Annotated in this window: 9 protein-coding genes; 4 read left to right on the top strand and 5 right to left on the bottom strand. The window is 66.7% G+C overall.

Annotation, left to right across the window (positions count from 1 at the left end; all coding sequences use genetic code 11):
• Positions 1–3 precede the first annotated feature (3 nt).
• Positions 4–612: a cytochrome-c oxidase, cbb3-type subunit II gene (gene ccoO / locus ACJA3S_RS17305; protein ID WP_186674828.1), complete on the bottom strand. Its 609-nt coding sequence runs from the start codon at positions 610–612 to the stop codon at positions 4–6.
• 13 nt (positions 613–625) lie between these two features.
• Positions 626–2,050 carry a cytochrome-c oxidase, cbb3-type subunit I gene (gene ccoN, locus ACJA3S_RS17300; RefSeq protein WP_170030917.1) on the bottom strand — a complete coding sequence of 475 codons (1,425 nt, stop codon included), beginning with the start codon at positions 2,048–2,050 and terminating at the stop codon, positions 626–628.
• 50 nt (positions 2,051–2,100) lie between these two features.
• Between ccoN and ACJA3S_RS17295 the strand changes: the two genes are divergently transcribed.
• Positions 2,101–2,793 (top strand): alpha/beta family hydrolase, encoded by a 693-nt coding sequence (locus ACJA3S_RS17295; protein WP_170030915.1) that lies wholly within the window; start codon positions 2,101–2,103, stop codon positions 2,791–2,793.
• Between the two features lie 113 nt (positions 2,794–2,906).
• Here ACJA3S_RS17295 and ACJA3S_RS17290 read toward each other — a convergent pair whose 3' ends face one another.
• Positions 2,907–3,191, bottom strand: a complete 285-nt coding sequence (locus ACJA3S_RS17290) for a pyrimidine/purine nucleoside phosphorylase (RefSeq protein ID WP_054884096.1) — start codon at positions 3,189–3,191, stop codon at positions 2,907–2,909.
• 73 nt (positions 3,192–3,264) lie between these two features.
• Complete coding sequence (locus tag ACJA3S_RS17285; RefSeq protein WP_406819409.1) at positions 3,265–3,816, bottom strand: exonuclease domain-containing protein; 552 nt, start codon at positions 3,814–3,816, stop codon at positions 3,265–3,267.
• Between the two features lie 171 nt (positions 3,817–3,987).
• On the opposite strand from ACJA3S_RS17285, the gene ACJA3S_RS17280 reads away from it, so the two are divergent.
• Together ACJA3S_RS17280 and ACJA3S_RS17275 are read left to right on the top strand one after the other, a co-directional pair.
• Positions 3,988–4,788 (top strand): substrate-binding periplasmic protein, encoded by an 801-nt coding sequence (locus ACJA3S_RS17280; RefSeq protein WP_406822269.1) that lies wholly within the window; start codon positions 3,988–3,990, stop codon positions 4,786–4,788.
• A 64-nt stretch (positions 4,789–4,852) separates the two neighbouring features.
• Positions 4,853–5,866: a GNAT family N-acetyltransferase gene (locus ACJA3S_RS17275; RefSeq protein ID WP_406819408.1), complete on the top strand. Its 1,014-nt coding sequence runs from the start codon at positions 4,853–4,855 to the stop codon at positions 5,864–5,866.
• A gap of 115 nt (positions 5,867–5,981) precedes the next feature.
• On the opposite strand, the gene ACJA3S_RS17270 is transcribed toward ACJA3S_RS17275, so the two are convergent.
• Positions 5,982–6,512: an RNA polymerase factor sigma-70 gene (locus ACJA3S_RS17270; RefSeq protein WP_225778588.1), complete on the bottom strand. Its 531-nt coding sequence runs from the start codon at positions 6,510–6,512 to the stop codon at positions 5,982–5,984.
• Between the two features lie 346 nt (positions 6,513–6,858).
• Between ACJA3S_RS17270 and ACJA3S_RS17265 the strand changes: the two genes are divergently transcribed.
• Complete coding sequence (locus ACJA3S_RS17265; protein WP_406819407.1) at positions 6,859–19,809, top strand: non-ribosomal peptide synthetase; 12,951 nt, start codon at positions 6,859–6,861, stop codon at positions 19,807–19,809.
• Positions 19,810–19,835: the final 26 nt, after the last annotated feature.

Raw genomic sequence — 19,835 nt, 5'->3', positions numbered from 1 at the left:
CACTCACCTCTTGTTCTTGATCGCGGTGCCGAGCACCTGCAGGTAGGCGACCAGGGCATCCATCTCGGTCTTGCCCTTGACCGCGTCGCGGGCCCCGGCGATGTCGTCGTCGCTGTACGGCACGCCAAGGGTGCGCAGGGTGCGCATCTTGGTGTCGGTGTGGCTGTTGTCCACCGGCTGCGCCACCAGCCACGGGTACGATGGCATCTTCGACTCCGGCACCACGTTGCGCGGGTTGTACAGGTGGGCGCGGTGCCAGTCGTCCGAGTAGCGGCCGCCGACCCGCGCCAGGTCCGGCCCGGTACGCTTGGAGCCCCACAGGAACGGGTGGTCCCAGACGCTCTCGCCGGCCACCGAGTAGTGGCCGTAGCGCTCGGTTTCGGCGCGGAACGGGCGGATCATCTGCGAGTGGCAGCCTACGCAGCCTTCGCGGATGTAGATGTCGCGGCCTTCCAGTTGCAGCGCGGTGTAGGGCTTCATGCCTTCCACCGGCTTGTTGGTGACGTCCTGGAAGAACAGCGGGACGATCTGGGTCAGGCCGCCGATACTGACGGCGAAGACCATCAGCAGGGCCAGCAGGCCGACGTTTTTCTCGATGACTTCATGTTTCATCAGGCAGGTCTCCTCAAGCCAGCTGGGCGTTCGCAGGGGCGACATCGAGCGCCGGCGAACGCACGGTGCGCCAGGTGTTCCAGGCCATCAGGAACATGCCGCTGAGGAAGATCGCACCGCCGACGAAGCGCACGATGAAGCCTGGGTGGCTGGCCACCAGGGTTTCCACGAACGAGTAGGTGAGCGTGCCGTCGCTGTTGACCGCGCGCCACATCAGGCCCTGGGCGATACCGTTGACCCACATCGAGGCGATGTACAGCACGGTGCCGATGGTGGCCAGCCAGAAGTGCGCGTTGATCAGGCCGATGCTGTACATGCGCTCCTTGCCGAACACTTTCGGGATGGTGTGGTACAGGGCACCGATCGAGATCATCGCCACCCAGCCGAGGGCGCCGGCGTGTACGTGGCCGATGGTCCAGTCGGTGTAGTGGGACAGGGCGTTGACCGTCTTGATGGCCATCATCGGGCCTTCGAAGGTGGACATGCCGTAGAACGCCAGCGACACCACCAAAAAGCGCAGGATCGGATCGCTGCGCAGTTTGTGCCAGGCGCCGGAGAGGGTCATCATGCCGTTGATCATGCCGCCCCAGCTCGGTGCCAGCAGGATCAGCGACATCACCATGCCCAGCGACTGTGCCCAGTCGGGCAGGGCGGTGTAGTGCAGGTGGTGCGGGCCAGCCCAGATGTACAGGGTGATCAGTGCCCAGAAGTGCACGATCGACAGGCGATAGGAATACACCGGGCGTTCGGCCTGCTTGGGCACGTAGTAGTACATCATCCCCAGGAAGCCTGCAGTGAGGAAGAAGCCCACCGCGTTGTGGCCATACCACCACTGCACCATGGCGTCGGTGGCGCCGGCATAGAGCGAGTACGACTTGGTCAGGCTGACTGGCAGTTCCAGGTTGTTGACCACGTGCAGCATCGCCACGGTCAGGATGAAGCCGCCGAAGAACCAGTTGCCGACGTAGATGTGCTTGGTGTTGCGCTTCATCAGCGTGCCGAAGAACACGATGGCGTAGCTCACCCAGACGATGGTGATCAGGATGTCGATCGGCCATTCCAGTTCGGCGTATTCCTTGGAGCTGGTGTAGCCCAGCGGCAGGCTGATGGCCGCCAGCAGGATCACCAGTTGCCAGCCCCAGAAGGTGAACGCGGCCAGGCCCGGTGCGAACAGGGTGGTCTGGCAGGTGCGTTGCACCGAATAATAGGAGGTGGCGAACAGCGCACAGCCGCCGAAGGCGAAGATCACCGCATTGGTATGCAGGGGACGCAGGCGGCCGAAGCTGGTCCAGGGGAGGTCGAAGTTGAGGAAAGGCCAGGCGAGCTGGGCGGCGATGAAGACGCCGAGCCCCATCCCGACGATTCCCCACACCACCGTCATGATGGCGAATTGGCGGACCACCTTGTAGTTATAGGCGGTACTGCTGGTTGTGTTCATGTATGGGTTCCCATCCACGGTTATTTGGCAGGCTTTACAGCGAGGCAAGCATGATTAATGGGCAAAGTGCCGGTATTGACGGGGATCAATGGGCGAAGGTCGGAAATGTCCCAGGCTTGCGCTGCGATCCACCACAGGTTCACGGCAACGGTGGCTACAAGGGCTGCCTGATCCTGGCCCACGGCGCAGGTGCGCCGATGGATAGCGGGTTCATGGAGGAAATGGCGCAAAGGCTCGCAGCGCTTGGGGTGGCGGTGGTGCGCTTCGAGTTCCCGTACATGGCCGAGCGCAGGGTAGGGGGTGGCAAGCGGCCGCCGAACCCGCAGAAGGTGTTACTCGAATGCTGGCGCGAGGTGTACCGGCAGGTGCGACCTTTGGTCACGGGCCGGTTGGCTGTGGGCGGCAAGTCCATGGGCGGGCGCATGGCCAGCCTGGTGGCCGACGCGTTGGAGGTGGATGCGCTGGTGTGCCTGGGTTACCCGTTCCATGCGGTGGGCAAGCCGGAAAAGCCACGGGTCGAGCACCTGGCCGAACTGCAGACGCCGACGTTGATCGTGCAGGGCGAGCGGGATGCATTGGGCAACCGCGAGACGGTGGCAGGCTATGTGCTGTCGCCGGCCATCGAGGTGAGCTGGCTGGTGGCGGCGGACCATGACCTGAAGCCGCTGAAGGCTTCGGGGTTCAGCCATGAGCAGCACTTGCAGGCGGCGGCTGAGAAGGTTGCGGCATTCCTGAAGGATTAGTGCTGGATTCTTCGCGGGCTTGCCCGCTCCCACAGGTACTGCACAGGCCCGCAAGCTTGTAGTGAACCTGTGGGAGCGGGCAAGCCCGCGAAGAGGCCGGGTCAGGCTACCGCTTAGTCGCGGTACTCGCACAGGTAGGCGGTATCCACCTTCACCTGCAGCTGGAACTTGCTGTCGGCCGGCACGTTGAACTTGTCGCCGGCGTTGAAGGTTTCCCAGTTGTCGCTACCCGGCAGTTTCACGGTCAGCGCACCCGATACCACATGCATGATCTCGCGCTTGGCGGTACCGAACTCGTATTCGCCCGGGGCCATCACGCCGACAGTGGCCGGGCCTTCTTCGCCAGCGAAGGCGATCGACTTGACGGTGCCGTTGAAGTACTCGTTGACCTTGAACATGGGCGACTCCTGAAAAAGGGGATGAAAAAGTGCTGGCCAGTATGCCCAAGCCCACCAGCCCCGTCATCTGCTTTCAGGCGCCATTGGCAGGCAGGCTCAAGGGCAGCAGCCGTGCGGTATTGCGCGCATCCTCCAGGGCCCGGTGCTGCTGCCCGCAAAAGTGCATGCCGGCCAGTTGCAGGGCGCCGTTCAGGCCGGTTGGCCGTTGCAGGTGGCGGGCCTTGGCGAAGCGTTGCTTGAGGTTGATGTGCGGCAGGGTCCGCAGCAGGCTGTCCAGCCCGTGCTGTTGCCATTCCTGGTGCAACTGCTGGCGGTCGTAGTCGCCCCAGCTGACCCAGGCCTGAAGCTGCCCACGGTGGTGCCCGAGCCAGCGCTCGAAACTTGCCCACACCTCGTGAAAGGGCGCGGCACTGTCCACGCTGGCCTGGCTGATGTGGGTCAGTTCGCGGCAGAACGGGGTGAGCTGTGGCCGCCGACGGGGTTTCACGAAGCGCTGGAAGTGGTCGACTTCGCGGCCTTCGCGGGTAACCAGGCTTGCGCCGATTTCAATGACTTCCATCTCTGTGACCGGCCACCCACCCACATCGGTGGTGGCTTCCAGGTCGATCACCAACCACTGGCCCATACCAGGCTCCCTTGCAGATCCTGCTAGAGCGTAGCCAAACTCTGGGCATCCGGCACCCCCTGGCAATTTGCCCCCGGGTTTGGCGCAACGACAGCGCAACCGGCAGTTGTGTCCAAGCGGGAAAACGCCTAGCTTAGGCGTACCCAGGCATGAACCGTATGAGTGTCCGTCTTGATTCCAACGCCCGGCCTCAAGGCCTTTTCCACACTGATACTGCTGGCTGTGTTCTGGCTGGCGGCGCCTGCCCGGGCGGCCGATGCCATCGAGGTCAAGGTCGGCGCGGCACACTTCCCGCCTTACACGGTGCGCCCCGAGCAGGGCGCCGACACGGGTCTGCTGCCTCAGCTGGTCGATGCACTGAACCGCGCGCAGCAGCAATACCGCTTTGTCCTGGTGCCGACGTCGATCCAGCGGCGTTTTGGTGATTTCCAGCAAGGCCGTACCGACATGGCCATTTTCGAGAACCCGCAATGGGGCTGGCAGCAGATTGCCCACCAGACCGTGGACATGGGCCTGGAAGATGCCGAAGTCTTCGTCGCCCGCCAGGCCAATGGCCGTGATCAGCATTACTTCGACGACCTGCGCGGCAAGCGCCTGGCGCTGTTCAACGGTTATCACTATGCGTTCGCCGGCTTCAACCCGGACCCGGACTACCTGCGCAAGACCTACAACGCGACCCTGACCTATTCGCATGACAGCAACCTGTTGATGGTGCAGGCCGGGCGTGCCGACATTGCCCTGGTCACGCGTTCCTACCTCAGCGATTTCCTCGCGCGCAACCCGGCCAGCCGCGAGCAGCTGGTGTCTTCGCAGCGGATTGACCAGGTCTACCACCACTATGCCTTGCTGCGCCCTGGCGCACCGATCGGCGAGCAGTCGTTCGCGACGCTGCTGCGCGGCCTGCGCGACAGCGGCGAACTGGCGCGGATCTTCGAGCCCTACCGCATCACGCTGGTCCCCACGCGCGACTAAATTCCCGCCGGCTGGCAACGTTTTCAGCAGTGAGCCTTTTTCTTCATTGCCGTGAGCCAAGCCCATGCCGTTCGATGCCGCTTCGCAGCCCCATTTCGCGCCGTGCTGGCGCAGCCTCAGTGCCGAGGAGGGGAACAGCTGGCTGAGCCTGTCCCTAGAAGGCCGCCCGTTGCTCCGCGTGCGCCTGGAGGCAGGCGCAACCTTGCAGCTTTACCCCGAACGCATGTGCCCGCAGCGCCCCGAGCAGGCGTTATGGGCGGCCTGCTATTGGTTGTTGTCCCGCGACAGCGCTTGCCAGCGCCTGGCCTGGCACCTGCCGGAGGTGCCCACGCAGGCATTGCTCAGTGGCCTGCTGCTGGCCACCGAGCAACCTGGCCAGTACCTGTGCGAGCGCGCGCTGTTCTGGCAGTTGCCACAGCCCTGGCTGGGCGAGTCGGGCGGTGTGGCGTACCCGCAGCAGATGCAGCTCAGCAACGGCAAGCGCCACCCGCGCCGCGCGCCCAAGCCCCGTGGCGAGGTGTACCGGCGTTTCGATGCGCGCCTGGGCAGTTGGGTGTCGCTGCGCACCCTGGAAATCGAGGCGGACCTGGAGCGCTTCAACCGTTGGCAGAACAACCCGCGCGTGGAGGCGTTCTGGCAGGAGGGTGGCACGCTGGCGCAGCACCGCGAGTACCTCGGCAAACTCCAGGCCGACCCGCATGCCCTGACCTTGATCGGCTGTTTCGACGATGAGCCGTTTGCCTACTTTGAAGCCTACTGGGCCAAGGAGGACCGTATTGCGCCGTTCTACCCGGTCGATGACTACGATCGCGGCATCCACATGCTGGTGGGAGAGGAGCGCCATCGCGGGCCGCACAAGGTGGCCAGCTGGTTATCGGCATTGGTGCACTACCTGTTCCTCGACGACCCGCGTACCCAGCGGGTGGTGGCCGAGCCGCGTGCCGACAACGGCAAGATGATCGGATACCTGCACGACCAGTGCTTCCACTGCGACAAGGAGTTCGACTTCCCGCACAAACGGGCGGCGCTGATGATTCTGGGGCGGGAGCGGTTTTTCGAGCGCTGTGAATTGGTTTGAGGGCCGGGGAGGTGTAGCTGCGCTTTTCCCGCGAAGCGCGTGGCACGGTGCCTGACACCGGCTGCGCCGGTGCCCGCGGGGCCCACTTCCACATACCCTCGGTAGTCTTGAAGGGTCAGGCCTGGCGACCGGCCATTTTGCGGCAGTGCACCAGTGCATCGCGGATCATGAAGTTGACCAGCGTCGGCGACACCCCCAGTTCCTTGGCAATGTCCTTCTGCGGCACCCCGTGCAGGCGGTACATCTCGAAGGCATAGCGGGTGCGCTGCGGCAGCTGGTTCAACGCCTCGGCAATGTCATCCAGCGCGGCCAGGTTGATGTGGGTGGCCTCGGGCGAGGCATTCTGCACCACCACATTCAGGCCTTCTTCCTCGCTGCCGGAGTACTTCAACTCCATCGCCTGCTTGCGGTAGTGGTCGATGGCCAGGTTGCGCACGATCTGGAACAGGTAGCTCAGCTGCGCCTTGAACGACGAGGTGATCTGCGGGGCCGCGCTGAGCCGGAAAAAGGCATCCTGCACCACATCTTCGGCGCGCGAGCGGCAGCCGGTGATGCGTGCGGCAATCTTGACCAGGATGCTGCGATTGTCGACGAAGGCCTGCAGTAATGGTGAATCGCACTTACTTGTGGATAGTTGTTCCGCCATGGAAGTCACCTTGTCACAGAGGGGAAAGGAGGCTTCCAGCTGTGGGAAGCTTCCTATGACGTGCGACAACCTATTAATAGTGATAATGATTGTCAAATGAGAAATGTAATTATTACGACCGAGTTGTGGTTTCGGGAGGCATGCCTTGGGAGGTGTGGCGCCTGGGAGATCGCGCGCCGCCCGCGCGGCGCGCGATCTCCCAGGCGCCACAGCTGGCAAGCCAGGCCCCGCTAATTTCTCCCCCTGCCCATACGTTCCCCTGTGTACATCCGGCCGCCGTACGCTGCTCGCCCAGGTTTGCGCAGCAGCCGGCCCGCCCCCCACCCGACACTGGCAGGAACACCCCATGACGGACGCCTTCGAACTCCCGCTCTCGCTGGTCCAGGCCCTGGCGCAACGCGCCGCACATACCCCGGAGCGGATCGCCTTGCGCTTTCTCGCCGACGCTCCCGGCGAGCAGGCCGTGCTCAGCTACCGTGAACTCGACCAGCGCGCGCGCACCATCGCCGCTGCGTTGCAGGCGCGGGCCGGTTTCGGCGAGCGTGCGGTGCTGCTGTTCCCCAGCGGGCCGGACTACGTGGCGGCGTTCTTCGGCTGCCTGTATGCCGGCGTGATCGCGGTGCCGGCCTACCCGCCAGAGTCGACGCGCCAGCACCATCAGCAACGCCTGCTGTCGATCATCGACGACGCCGAACCGCGCCTGCTGCTGACCGTGGCGGCGCTGGAAGGCAGCCTGCAAGGCCTGCAGGCGCTGAGCAGGGCCAACGCCCCTGCGCTGCTGGCGGTCGACCGCCTGGACCCGGCGCTGGCTGCGCACTGGCGCGAACCGGCCCTGACGGGGGATGACATCGCCTTCCTGCAGTACACCTCCGGCTCCACCGCGCTGCCCAAGGGCGTGCAGGTCAGCCATGGCAACCTGGTGGCCAACGAGCAGTTGATCCGCCGCGGCTTCGGTATCGACCTCAACCCCGACGACGTCATCGTCAGCTGGCTGCCGCTGTACCACGACATGGGCCTGATCGGTGGCCTGCTGCAGCCGATCTTCAGCGGTGTGCCCTGCGTGCTGATGGCGCCGGGCTACTTCCTGGCCCGCCCGCTGCGCTGGTTGCAGGCCATCAGCGAGTACGGCGGCACCATCAGCGGTGGCCCCGACTTTGCCTACCGCCTGTGCAGCGAACGGGTCAGCACGGCCGCCCTGGCCGGGCTCGACCTGAGCCGCTGGCGCGTGGCCTATTCCGGCTCCGAGCCGATCCGCCAGGACAGCCTGGCCACTTTCGCCGACAAGTTCCGCGCCTGCGGCTTCGACCCGCAGAGCTTCTTCGCCAGCTACGGCCTGGCCGAAGCGACCCTGTTCGTCAGCGGTAGCCGCCGTGGCCAGGGCATCGCCGCGCTGGAACTGGACGCCGAGGCTTTCGCCGCCAACCGCGCCGAGCCGGGCCAGGGCAGCGTGCTGATGAGCTGCGGCTACCCGCAGCCGGGGCATGCGGTGCGTATCGTCGAGCCGCAACGCCTGCAGGTGCTGGGCGACAACCAGGTCGGCGAGATCTGGGCCAGCGGCCCGAGCATCGCCCGGGGCTACTGGCGCAACCCGCAAGCCAGCGCCCGCACGTTCGTCGAAATGGACGGCCAGACCTGGCTGCGTACCGGCGACCTGGGCTTCATGCGCGAAGGCGAAGTGTTCGTCAGCGGGCGCTTGAAAGACCTGCTGATCGTACGCGGGCAGAACCTCTACCCACAGGATTTGGAAAAAACCCTGGAACGCGAAGTCGAGGTGCTGCGCAAAGGCCGGGTGGCAGTATTTGCCGTCGAGCAGCAGGGTGAGGAGGGCATCGGCGTGGCAGTCGAAGTCAGCCGCAACGTGCAGAAGGCGCTCAAGCCCGACGACCTGATCAAGACCCTGCGCCAGGTCGTCGCCGATGCCTGCCGCCAGGCCCCGGCGGTGGTCCTGCTGCTGAACCCCGGCGCATTGCCGAAGACCTCCAGCGGCAAGCTGCAACGCTCGGCCTGCCGCGTGCGCATGGCCGATGGCAGCCTGGATTGCTATGCCCGGTTCCCTGACCAGAACCCAGCCGACGCCCGCCCGGCAACCGCTGATGCGCTACAGGCACGCATCGCCAGCGTATGGTGCGACATCCTCAAGGTGCAGGCGGTGGCGGCAGACGACCACTTCCTGCTGCTGGGCGGCAACTCCATTGCCGCCACCCAGGCCACCGCTCGCCTGGCCGACGAGCTGGGCATCTCGCTCAACCTGGCCACCTTGTTCGAGGCGCCCGTGCTGGCCGACTACAGCCAGGCAGTGGCCGCCCTGCTCGCTGCCGACGGCGCCCGAGCCACTGCCATCGCCCCGCTGGCGCGCGCCCGGGCATTGCCCCAGTCACTGGCGCAAAACCGCTTGTGGCTACTGTGGCAGTTGCAGCCGCAGGCGGCGGCCTACAACATTCCGGCTGGCCTGCACTTGCGTGGCGAGCTGGATGAAGCTGCCCTGGAAGCGGCCTTCCAGGCACTGGTGCAGCGCCATGAGTCACTGCGCACCGTGTTCAGCGAAGAGCACGGCCAAGCCCTGCAACACATCCTCCCGTCAGCGCCATTCCAGCTGCGCCGCCTGGACCTCGCAGGCCAGCCACCCGACCGGGTCATCACCGAGCGCGAGGCAGAAGCCTGCCAGCCCTTCGACCTGACCCAGGGCCCGCTGCTGCGGGTGACCCTGGCGCGCCTGGGTGATGAAGACCATCAGCTGTGGATGACCCTGCACCACATTGTTGCTGACGGCTGGTCACTGAATATCCTGCTGGATGAATTCGCCAGGTTATATGCCGCCCACTGCCAGGGCCAGCAGGCCAACCTGGCGCCGCTGCCCCTCGGCTACGCCGATTACGCCAGCTGGCAACGGCAATGGCTGGCCGCCGGCGAGGCCGAGCGTCAGTTGCACTACTGGCAGGCGCGCCTGGGCGAGGAAACGCCGGTGCTCGACTTGTGCACCGACCAGCCGCGCACCAGCCAACGCGACCAGCGGGCCGCCCGGTTGCAGGTGCAGGTGCCAGCCGGCCTCGCCGAGGCGCTCAGGGGCTTGGCGCGCGAGCAGCAAGCCAGCCTGTTCATGGTCTTGCTGGCCGGCTGGCAGGCGCTGCTGCACCGCTACAGCGGCCAGGCCGACATCCGCGTCGGCGTGCCCAACGCCAACCGCCCGCGCCTGGAAACCCAGGGCCTGGTCGGTTTCTTCATCAATACCCAGGTAATGCGTGCGCAACTCGATGGCCGCCTGCCGTTCAGCCAGTTGCTGGCCCAGGTGCGCCAAGCCACACTGGCAGCCCAGGCCCACCAGGACCTGCCGTTCGAGCAACTGGTCGAAGCCATGCCCGGGGCGCGCGAACAAGGCCTGTTCCAGGTCATGTTCAACCACCAGCAACGTGACCTGTCGGCCCTGCGCCGCCTGCCTGGCCTGCTCGTCGAAGAATTGCCGTGGCACAGCCGCGAGGTCAAATTCGACTTGCAGCTGCACAGCGAAGAAGACCACCAGGGCCGCCTGAGCCTGGCTTTCGACTATGCCGCCGGGCTGTTCGAGGCCACTACCATCGAGCGCTTGGCCGAGCACCTGCTGGCCCTGCTGGAGCAAGTCTGCGCTGCGCCGCAACGGGCCTTGGGCGAGGTGCAGCTGCTCGACGAGCCAGGCCGCAGGCAACTGCTGGGTTGGGGCCAGGCACCGGCCGTAGCGCCGCAGTGCCTGCTGGTCGAGCAGCTCAATGAACAGGCGCGCAACACCCCGCAGCGCATCGCGCTGGTCTGGCAGGGGGGCAGCCTGGACTATGCCGAGCTGCACCAGCAAGCCAACCGCCTGGCCCATTACCTCAGGGACAAGGGGGTCGGCCCCGATACCTGTGTGGCCATTGCCATCGAGCGCTCGCCGCAACTGTTGGTCGGCCTGCTGGCGATCCTCAAGGCCGGTGGCGCCTATGTGCCGTTGGATGTCGATTACCCGGCCGAGCGCCTGGCCTACATGCTCGCCGACTGCGGCGCCGGCCTGCTGCTGAGCCATAGCGGCCTGCTGGGCAAGCTGCCGCAGGTCGATGGGGTCAGCGCCATCGCCCTCGACCAGCTGCACCTGGACAGCTGGCCCAGCCATGCACCCGGGCTGCACTTGCACGGCGACAACCTGGCGTATGTCATCTACACCTCCGGCTCCACTGGCCAACCCAAGGGCGTAGGCAACACCCACGCGGCGTTGGCCGAGCGGCTGCAATGGATGCAGGCCACTTATGCCCTGGACGACAGCGACGTGCTGCTGCAGAAGGCGCCGGTCAGCTTCGATGTTTCGGTGTGGGAATGCTTCTGGCCGCTGGCCACAGGCTGCAAGCTGGTGCTCGCTGGCCCCGGCGAGCACCGCGACCCCCAGCGCATCGCCGCGTTGGTGCAGGCCCATGGCGTGACCACGCTGCATTTCGTGCCGCCTCTGCTGCAGGTCTTCATCCAGGAACCGCTGGCGCAGGCCTGCACCAGTCTGCGCCGGGTGTTTTCCGGGGGCGAGGCGCTGCCCGCGGCGTTGCGTGACCGTGTGCTGCAGGTGCTGCCACAGGCGCAGTTGCACAACCGTTACGGCCCGACCGAAACCGCCATCAACGTCACCCACTGGCACTGCCAGGCGGCGGATGGCGAGCGTTCGCCGATCGGCCGCCCGTTGGCCAATGTGCTGTGCCGGGTGCTGGACGACGAACTTGAACTCACTGCCCCCGGTGTGCCGGGCGAGCTGTACCTCGGCGGCGCCGGCCTGGCCCGTGGCTACCTGGGCCGCCCGAGCCTTACCGCCGAGCGCTTCGTGCCCCGGGCCGATGGCCATGGCGAACGCCTGTACCGCAGTGGCGACCGTGCCCGCTGGCAGGTACAGAGCGAGGCCCTGGAATACCTCGGCCGCCTCGACCAGCAGGTCAAGGTGCGTGGTTTCCGCGTCGAGCCCGAGGAAGTCCAGGCCTGCCTGCTGGCGCAAGCGGGCGTCACACAGGCGCTGGTGCTGGTGCACCAGGATGCCATCGGCGCGCAACTGCTCGGCTATTACTGCGGCAGCGCCCAGCCAGCCGAGTTGCTGGCCGTGCTGGCCGACCGGTTGCCGGCCTATATGGTGCCGGCCCAGCTCATCCCGCTGGCGCAGATGCCGCTGGGCCCCAGCGGCAAGGTCGCGCGCAAGGCGCTGCCGGCCCCGGTGTGGCAGCAGCGTGAGCACGTCGCGCCACACAGCCCATTGCAGCAGCAGGTCGCGGCCATCTGGTGCGAGGTGCTGAACCTGCCGCGCGTCGGCCTGCAGGACGACTTCTTCGCCCTCGGCGGCCACTCGCTGCTGGCCACCCAGATCGTGTCGCGTACGCGCCAGGCCTGTGATGTCGAGCTGCCGCTCAAGGCCCTGTTCGATGCCAGCGAGCTGGGCGCCTTCTGTGCCGAGATCGCGCGTATCCGTGCCGCCGGCGAGCGCAACCTGCAAGGCGAGATCGCCCGCGTCGACCGTCGCCAGGCCGTGCCGCTGTCGTACTCGCAGCAGCGCATGTGGTTCCTCTGGCAGATGGCGCCGGACAGCCCGGCGTACAACGTCGGCGGCATGGCGCGCCTGCGCGGTACCCTGCATGTGGAAGCCTTCGAGCGTGCGCTGCAGGCGCTGGTGGTGCGTCATGAAACCTTGCGTACCACCTTCCCCAGCATTGACGGCGTGCCGTACCAGTGCGTGGCACAAGATGGTCGCCTGCAGCTGGACTGGCAGGACTTCAGCGCATTGCCTGCCGAAGCCCGCCAGCAACGCCTGCAGCAACTGGCCGACGACCAGGCGCACCAGCCCTTCGACCTGGAGCGCGGCCCGCTGCTGCGCGCCTGCCTGGTCAAGGCCGCAGAGCGCGAGCATTTCTTCGTGCTGACCCTGCACCACATCGTCACCGAAGGCTGGGCCATGGACATCTTTGCCCGCGAACTGGGCGAGCTATACGAGGCGTTCGTCGATGACCGCGAATCGCCACTGCCGCCGTTGCCGGTGCAGTACCTGGACTACAGCCTGTGGCAAAGGCAATGGCTGGAAAGTGGCGAGGGTGCGCGCCAGCTGGCCTACTGGCAGGCGCGCCTGGGCGATGAGCACCCGGTGCTCGCGCTGCCCGCCGACCGCCCACGCCCGCCGGTGCAGAGCCACCGTGGCGAGCTGTACCGATTCGAACTGGACCCGGCGCTGGTCGCCCGCGTGCACGCCTTCAACCGCCAGCGCGGGTTGACCCTGTTCATGACCGTGACCGCCACCCTGGCCGCCTTGCTGCATCGCTACAGCGGCCAGCGCGACCTGCGCATCGGCGCGCCGGTGGCCAACCGCATGCGCCCGGAAAGCGAAGGCCTGATCGGTGCGTTCCTCAATACCCAAGTGCTGCGCTGCGAGGTTGACGGGCAGATGACTGCCCATGCCTTGCTGGAGCAGGTGCGCCAGGCTGCCATCGAGGGCCAGTCGCACCAGGACCTGCCATTCGAGCAATTGGTGGAAGCCCTGCAACCACCGCGCAGCAGCGCCTACAACCCGCTGTTCCAGGTGATGTGCAACGTCCAGCGCTGGGCTTTCCAGCAAAGCCGTACGCTGGCCGGCATGCAGGTGGATTACCTGGTCAACGATGCCAGCGCCACCAAGTTCGACCTGTACCTGGAGGTGACCGACCTCGATGGCCGCCTCGACTGCTGCCTGACCTACAGCCGCGACCTGTTCGACGAGCCGCGCATCGCTCGCATGGCCGAGCACTGGCAGCAGCTGCTGGGCGGCCTGCTGGACGACCCGCAACAGCGCCTGTGCGAGCTGCCGATGCTGGTCAGCGCCGAGCAGCAGGTGCTGGCGGGCCCGTTGCCCGGCGAGCATGGGAACCTCGACCAGACCTTGCATGGCCTGTTCGCCGCCCAGGCAGCGCGCACCCCGCACGCCGCTGCGCTGACCTTTGCCGGCCAGCACCTCACCTATGCCGAGCTCGACCAGCAAGCCAACCGCCTGGCCCGCGCCTTGCGCGAGCGCGGGGTCGGCCCGCAGGTGCGCGTGGGCCTGGCGCTGGAGCGCTCGCTGCACATGGTGGTCGGCTTGCTGGCCATCCTCAAGGCCGGTGGCGCCTACGTGCCGCTCGACCCGGAGTACCCGCTGGACCGCCTGCGCTTCATGATCGAAGACAGCCGCATCGGCCTGCTGCTGAGCCAGCGCGCGCTGCTGCAAAGCCTTGGCGAGCTGCCCGCAGGGGTGGTGTGCTGGAGCCTGGAAGACGACTCCGCCAGCCTGTCGGCCTACAGCGCCGCGCCGCTGGACAACCGCAACCTGGCGCAGCACCCGGCCTACCTGATCTACACCTCCGGCTCCACCGGCAAGCCCAAGGGGGTAATCGTCAGCCACGGCGAATTCGCCATGCACTGCCAGGCGGTGATCTCGGCATTTGGCATGCGCAGTGACGACTGCGAGCTGCACTTCTACTCGATCAACTTCGATGCTGCCAGCGAGCGCCTGTGGGCGCCGCTGCTGTGCGGCGCTCGTGTGGTGCTGCGCGCCCAGGGGCAGTGGGGCGCAGAAGACATCTGCCAGCTGGTGCGTGAACAACAGGTCAGTATCCTCGGCTTTACCCCCAGCTACGGCAGCCAGTTGGCGCAGTACCTGGCCGGGCAGGACGAGCAGTTGCCGGTACGCCTGGTGATCACCGGTGGCGAAGCGCTGAGCGGCGAACACCTGCAGCGCATCCGCCAGGCGTTTGCGCCGCAGCAGCTGTTCAATGCCTATGGCCCGACCGAAACGGTGGTCATGCCGTTGGCCTGCCTGGCACCGGACACGCTGCCGGCGGAGCTTGGCAGCGTGCCGATCGGCCGTGTCGTCGGTAGCCGCACGGCCTACATCCTTGACGAAAACCTTGCCCTATTGCCGCAAGGCGGCATCGGTGAACTGTATGTCGGCGGTGCCGGCCTGGCCCAGGGTTACCACGACCGCCCGGGCCTCAGTGCCGAGCGCTTCGTCGCCGACCCGTTCAGTGCCGCGGGCGGGCGCCTGTACCGTACCGGTGACCTGGTGCGCCTGGGCAGCGATGGCCTGGTCGAGTACCTTGGCCGTGCCGACCAGCAGGTGAAGCTTCGCGGCTTCCGCATCGAACTCGGGGAAATCGAAACCTGCCTGCAGGCGCATGCCGAGGTCGACCAGGCCGTGGTGCTGGCGCTCGACCTGCCGGGTGGCAAGCAACTGGTGGGTTACCTGGTATGCCGGCAGGCAACGGCCGACAGCGCGGCCCAGGGCCGGCTGCGTGAAGCGGTGAAGACCCATGCCCGGCGGCACTTGCCGGACTACATGGTGCCTGCCCAGCTGGTCCTGCTCGACCGCCTGCCACTGATGGGCAACGGCAAACTCGACCGCCGCGCGCTGCCGCTGCCAGAGCTGGAGCAGGCTTGCCAGCACTACCAGGCCCCTGGCAATGCGCTTGAAGCGCAACTGGCGCAGATCTGGTGCGCCGTGCTGAACCTTGCCCGGGTCGGCGTGCAGGACAACTTCTTCGAACTGGGTGGCGATTCGATCCTGTCGATCCAGGTGGTCAGCCGGGCCCGCCAGGCCGGCTTGCAGTTCACCCCGCGCGACCTGTTCCAGCACCAGACCATCCAGGCCCTGGCGGCCGTCGTTCGCCACAGCGAAGCCACCAGCAGCATCGACCAGGGCCTGCGCCAGGGACCGGTCGGCATGACCCCGATCCAGCACTGGTTCTTCGCCACCGACCTGGCGCAGCCGCAGCATTGGAACCAGGCGGTGTTGCTGCAAGCCCGCCAAGCGCTGGACGAAGCGGCACTGGAGCAGGCCCTGGCCGCCCTGGTGCGGCACCACGACAGCCTGCGCCTGCGTTTCAGCGAGGCCAACGGCCGCTGGCAGGCCGCCTACGCCCAGCCTGGCGCCGGGCAATTGCTGTGGAGCGCGACGGTTGCCGACTTCGCCGATTGCCAGGCGCTGTACACCGACCTGCAGCGCAGTCTCGACCTGCAGCGAGGCCCATTGCTGCGCGCGCTGCTGGTGCGTGACGGGCAGGGCAGCCAGCGCCTGTTGCTGGCGATCCATCACCTGGTGGTGGATGGCGTGTCCTGGCGGGTGCTGCTGGAAGACCTGCAGGCGTCGTACCGTGGCCAGCCGCTGCCGGCCAAGACGCACACCATGGGTGACTGGGCGGCCCGCCTGGCCAGCTATGCCGGCAGCGACTCGCTGCGCGACGAACTGGGCTGGTGGCAAGGCCAGTTGGCGGGCGTGCGTCGCGAACTGCCGTGCGATCACCCGCAGGGTGGCAACCTGCAGCGCCATGCCCGCACCCTGGCCATCGGCCTGGATGCGCAGCAGACCCGGCAGTTGTTGCAGCAGGCCCCGGCGGCGTACCACACCCAGGTCAACGACCTGCTGTTGACTGCGCTGGCGCGCACCGTATGCCGCTGGAGCGGCGATGAGGCAGTGTTGGTGCAACTCGAGGGCCATGGCCGCGACGGGCTGTTCGAAGACATGGACCTGACCCGCAGCGTCGGCTGGTTCACCAATGCCTACCCACTCAGCCTGCGCCCACTGCCGGGCGAGGACGATGCGGCGCGGGCCGCTTCGATCAAGTGCATCAAGGAGCAACTGCGCCAGGTGCCGCACCAAGGCCTGGGCTACGGCGTGCTGCGCTACCTGGCCGATGCGACGGTGCGCGAGCAGATGGCGGCTTTGCCGCAGGCGCGTATCACCTTCAATTACCTGGGCCAGTTCGACCAGCAGTTTGACGGCGCGGCGCTGTTGCAACCGCTGGACGCCCCGGCCGGCCAGGCCCACGCTGCCGATGCGCCGTTGCCTAACTGGCTGAGTGTTGATGGCCAGGTGTATGGCGGTGCCCTGCAATTGCGCTGGACATTCAGCGCCGAGCGCTATGACGAGCGCACCATCGCCAGCCTGGCCGAGGCCTATCGCCAGGAGTTGCTGGCGCTGGTCGAGCATTGCCTGGCCGATGGCAACGGCAGCTTCACGCCGTCCGACTTCCCGCTGGCGCACCTGACCCAGGCGCAGATCGACGCCTTGCCGGTGCCGGCTGCGCAGATCGAGGACGTCTACCCGCTGACGCCGATGCAGGAAGGCATGCTGTTGCACACCCTGCTGGAACCGGGCACCGGCCTCTACTACATGCAGGACCGCTACCGCATCAACAGTGCCCTCGACCCTGAACGCTTCGCCCAGGCCTGGCAAGCGGTGGTGGCACGGCACGAGGCGTTGCGCGCATCGTTCAGCTGGAACAGCGGCGAGGCGATGCTGCAGATCATCCATAAACCCGGCAACACGCCACTGGATTACCAGGACTGGCGCGACCTCAATGAGGACGCCCAGGAGCAGCGCCTGCAGGCCCTGCACAAGCAGGAACGCGAGGTTGGCTTCGCCTTGCTCAGCGAAGCGCCGTTCCACCTGCGCCTGGTGCGCGTGGCCGACGAGCGCTACTGGTTCATGATGAGCAACCACCACATCCTGATCGATGCCTGGTGCCGCTCGCTGTTGATGAACGACTTCTTCGAAATCTACCAGGCCCTCGGCGAGGGCCGGCAGGCGCAACTGCCGGTGCCGCCGCGCTACCGCGACTACATCGGCTGGCTGCAACACCAGGGCCTGGACGATGCCCGCGCCTGGTGGCAGGCCAGCCTGGCCGGCTTCGAGCGCGCCACCGCCATTCCCAGTGACCGCCCGCTCCGCCACGACCACGCCGGCAGCGGCATGGTCGTCGGTGACTGCCATACCCGCCTGGCGGTAGACGACGGCGTGCGCCTGCGCGAACTGGCCCAGGCTCACCAGCTCACCGTCAACACCTTTGCCCAGGCGGCCTGGGCCCTGGTGCTGGCGCGCTACAGCGGTGACCGTGATGTGGTGTTCGGCGTGACCGTGGCCGGGCGGCCGGTGAGCCAGCCGCAGATGCAGCGTACGGTCGGCCTGTTCATCAACAGCGTCGCCCTGCGCGTGCAGTTGCCGGCGGCCGGCCAGCGTTGCAGCGTGCGCCAGTGGCTGCAAGGCCTGCTGGAGCGCAACATGGAGCTGCGCGAGTACGAATACCTGCCGCTGGTGGCGATCCAGGAGTGCAGCGAACTGCCCAAGGGCCAGCCGCTGTTCGACAGCCTGTTCGTGTTCGAGAACGCGCCGGTCGAAACCGCCGTGCTCGACCATGCCCAACAGCTCAACGCCAGTTCCGACTCGGGCCGCACCCACACCAACTTCCCGTTGACGGCGGTGTGCTACCCGGGCGATGAACTGGGCCTGCACCTGTCGTTTGACCAGCGCTATTTCGACTACCCGACCGTCGAGCGCCTGCTGGCCGAGTTCAAGCGCCTGCTGCTGGCGCTGGTGCAAGGCTTTGCCGGGGAGGTGAGTGCGCTGCCGCTGCTGGGCGCCGAGGAACAGCGCTTCCTGCTCGAGGACTGCAACCGCACCAGCCGCGCCTACCCGCTGGAACAGAGCTACATCGCCCAGTTCGAGGCGCAGGTGGCGGCGCACCCGCAACGTACCGTGGCGCGCTGCCTGGAGGCGAGCTATGACTATGCCGGGTTGAACCTGGCGGCCAACCGCCTGGGCCATGCCTTGATTGCGGCGGGTGTGCGAGTTGACCAACCAGTGGCGCTGCTGGCCGAGCGCGGGTTGCCATTGCTGGGCATGATCGTCGGCAGCTTCAAGGCCGGCGCCGGCTACCTGCCGCTGGACCCGGGCCTGCCGTCGGCGCGCCTGCAAAGTATTCTCCAGCTCAGCCGCGCCCCGGTGCTGGTGTGCAGCGCGGCCTGTGCCGGGCAAGCTCGGCAGTTGCTGGAAGCGCTGGAAGCAGCGGCACGCCCGCAATTACTGGTGTGGGAAGATGTCCAGGCGAGCCCGCTGGCCAGCCACAACCCTGGCATCCATAGCGCGCCGGGCAACCTTGCCTATGTGATCTACACCTCGGGCTCCACCGGCCTGCCGAAAGGGGTGATGGTCGAGCAGCGCGGCATGCTCAACAACCAGCTGAGCAAGGTTCCCTACCTGGCGCTTACCGAGCACGACGTGATCGCCCAGACCGCCTCGCAGAGCTTCGACATCTCGGTATGGCAGTTCCTTGCCGCGCCGCTGTTCGGCGCCAGGGTGGAGATCGTGCCGAACGCAATCGCCCATGACCCGCAGGCGCTGCTGGCGCATGTACGGGCCACCGGCATCAGCGTGCTGGAAAGCGTGCCGTCGCTGATCCAGGGCATGCTGGCCAGCGACCACCAGGCCCTCGACGGCCTGCGCTGGATGCTGCCGACCGGCGAAGCCATGCCGCCGGAGCTGGCCGCGCAATGGTTGCAGCGTTACCCGCAGATCGGCCTGGTCAATGCCTACGGCCCGGCGGAGTGTTCCGACGACGTAGCATTCTTCCGCGTCGATGCTGGCTCCACCCACGGCAGCTACCTGCCGATTGGCCGGCCGACCGACAACAACCGCCTTTACCTGTTCGACCAAGAGCTGGCGTTGGTGCCGTTGGGGGCGGTGGGAGAACTTTGCGTGGCCGGCACCGGCGTTGGCCGCGGTTATGTCGGCGACCCGGCGCGCACCGCGCTGGCGTTCATCCCGCATCCGCATGGCGCAGCAGGCGAGCGCTTGTACCGCACCGGTGACCTGGCGCGGCAGCGCCCGGATGGTGTGCTCGAGTACATCGGTCGCATCGACCATCAGGTGAAGATTCGTGGCTACCGCATCGAACTGGGCGAGATCGAGGCGCGCCTACACGAGCAGGTCGAGATCCGCGATGCTGCGGTTGGCGTGCAGGAGGGCGTCAATGGCAAGTACCTGGTCGGTTACCTGGTGGCGCATCAGGGCATCAGCGCCGATGCTGCGTTGCTGGAGCAACTCAAGCAGCGCCTGCGGGCCGAGCTGCCGGAGTACATGGTACCGCTGCACTGGGGCTGGTTCGACAGCCTGCCGCACAACGCCAACGGCAAGCTCGACCGCAACGCCTTGCCGGCCATCGACATCGGCGGCCAGCACAGCCAGGCGTACCAGGCCCCGCGCAATGAGCTGGAGGCGCTGCTGGCGGAAATCTGGGCCGATGTGCTCAAGGTCGAGCGGGTGGGGATGCACGACAACTTCTTCGAGCTGGGCGGGCATTCGCTGCTGGCTACGCGGATCGCCTCGCAGGTGCAGAAGCAGCTGCAGTTGAACGTGCCGCTGCGGGCAATGTTCGAGTGCAGCACGGTGGCGGAGCTGGCCGAACATGTGCAGGGTCTGCAGGGCAGTGCGCTGGATGAGGACAAGGTCGATCGGCTGAGTGACCTGATGGCCGAGCTTGAGGGGTTGTGACCTGAATAGACAAGACCTGCGCTGTC

This window comes from Pseudomonas sp. KnCO4, from assembly GCF_045344305.1.
GTDB lineage: Bacteria > Pseudomonadota > Gammaproteobacteria > Pseudomonadales > Pseudomonadaceae > Aquipseudomonas > Aquipseudomonas anuradhapurensis.
Note: the sequence above shows the minus strand (reverse complement) of the source record. Positions and strands in the feature narration are given on the sequence as shown.

What these genes read in the sequence shown, in the direction of transcription:
- ccoO (WP_186674828.1), bottom strand. Translation starts at nt 612, where the DNA reads ATGAAACATGAAGTCATCGAGAAAAACGTCGGCCTGCTGGCCCTGCTG.
- ccoN (WP_170030917.1), bottom strand. Translation starts at nt 2,050, where the DNA reads ATGAACACAACCAGCAGTACCGCCTATAACTACAAGGTGGTCCGCCAA.
- ACJA3S_RS17295 (WP_170030915.1), top strand. Translation starts at nt 2,101, where the DNA reads ATGATTAATGGGCAAAGTGCCGGTATTGACGGGGATCAATGGGCGAAG.
- ACJA3S_RS17290 (WP_054884096.1), bottom strand. Translation starts at nt 3,191, where the DNA reads ATGTTCAAGGTCAACGAGTACTTCAACGGCACCGTCAAGTCGATCGCC.
- ACJA3S_RS17285 (WP_406819409.1), bottom strand. Translation starts at nt 3,816, where the DNA reads ATGGGCCAGTGGTTGGTGATCGACCTGGAAGCCACCACCGATGTGGGT.
- ACJA3S_RS17275 (WP_406819408.1), top strand. Translation starts at nt 4,853, where the DNA reads ATGCCGTTCGATGCCGCTTCGCAGCCCCATTTCGCGCCGTGCTGGCGC.
- ACJA3S_RS17270 (WP_225778588.1), bottom strand. Translation starts at nt 6,512, where the DNA reads ATGGCGGAACAACTATCCACAAGTAAGTGCGATTCACCATTACTGCAG.
- ACJA3S_RS17265 (WP_406819407.1), top strand. Translation starts at nt 6,859, where the DNA reads ATGACGGACGCCTTCGAACTCCCGCTCTCGCTGGTCCAGGCCCTGGCG.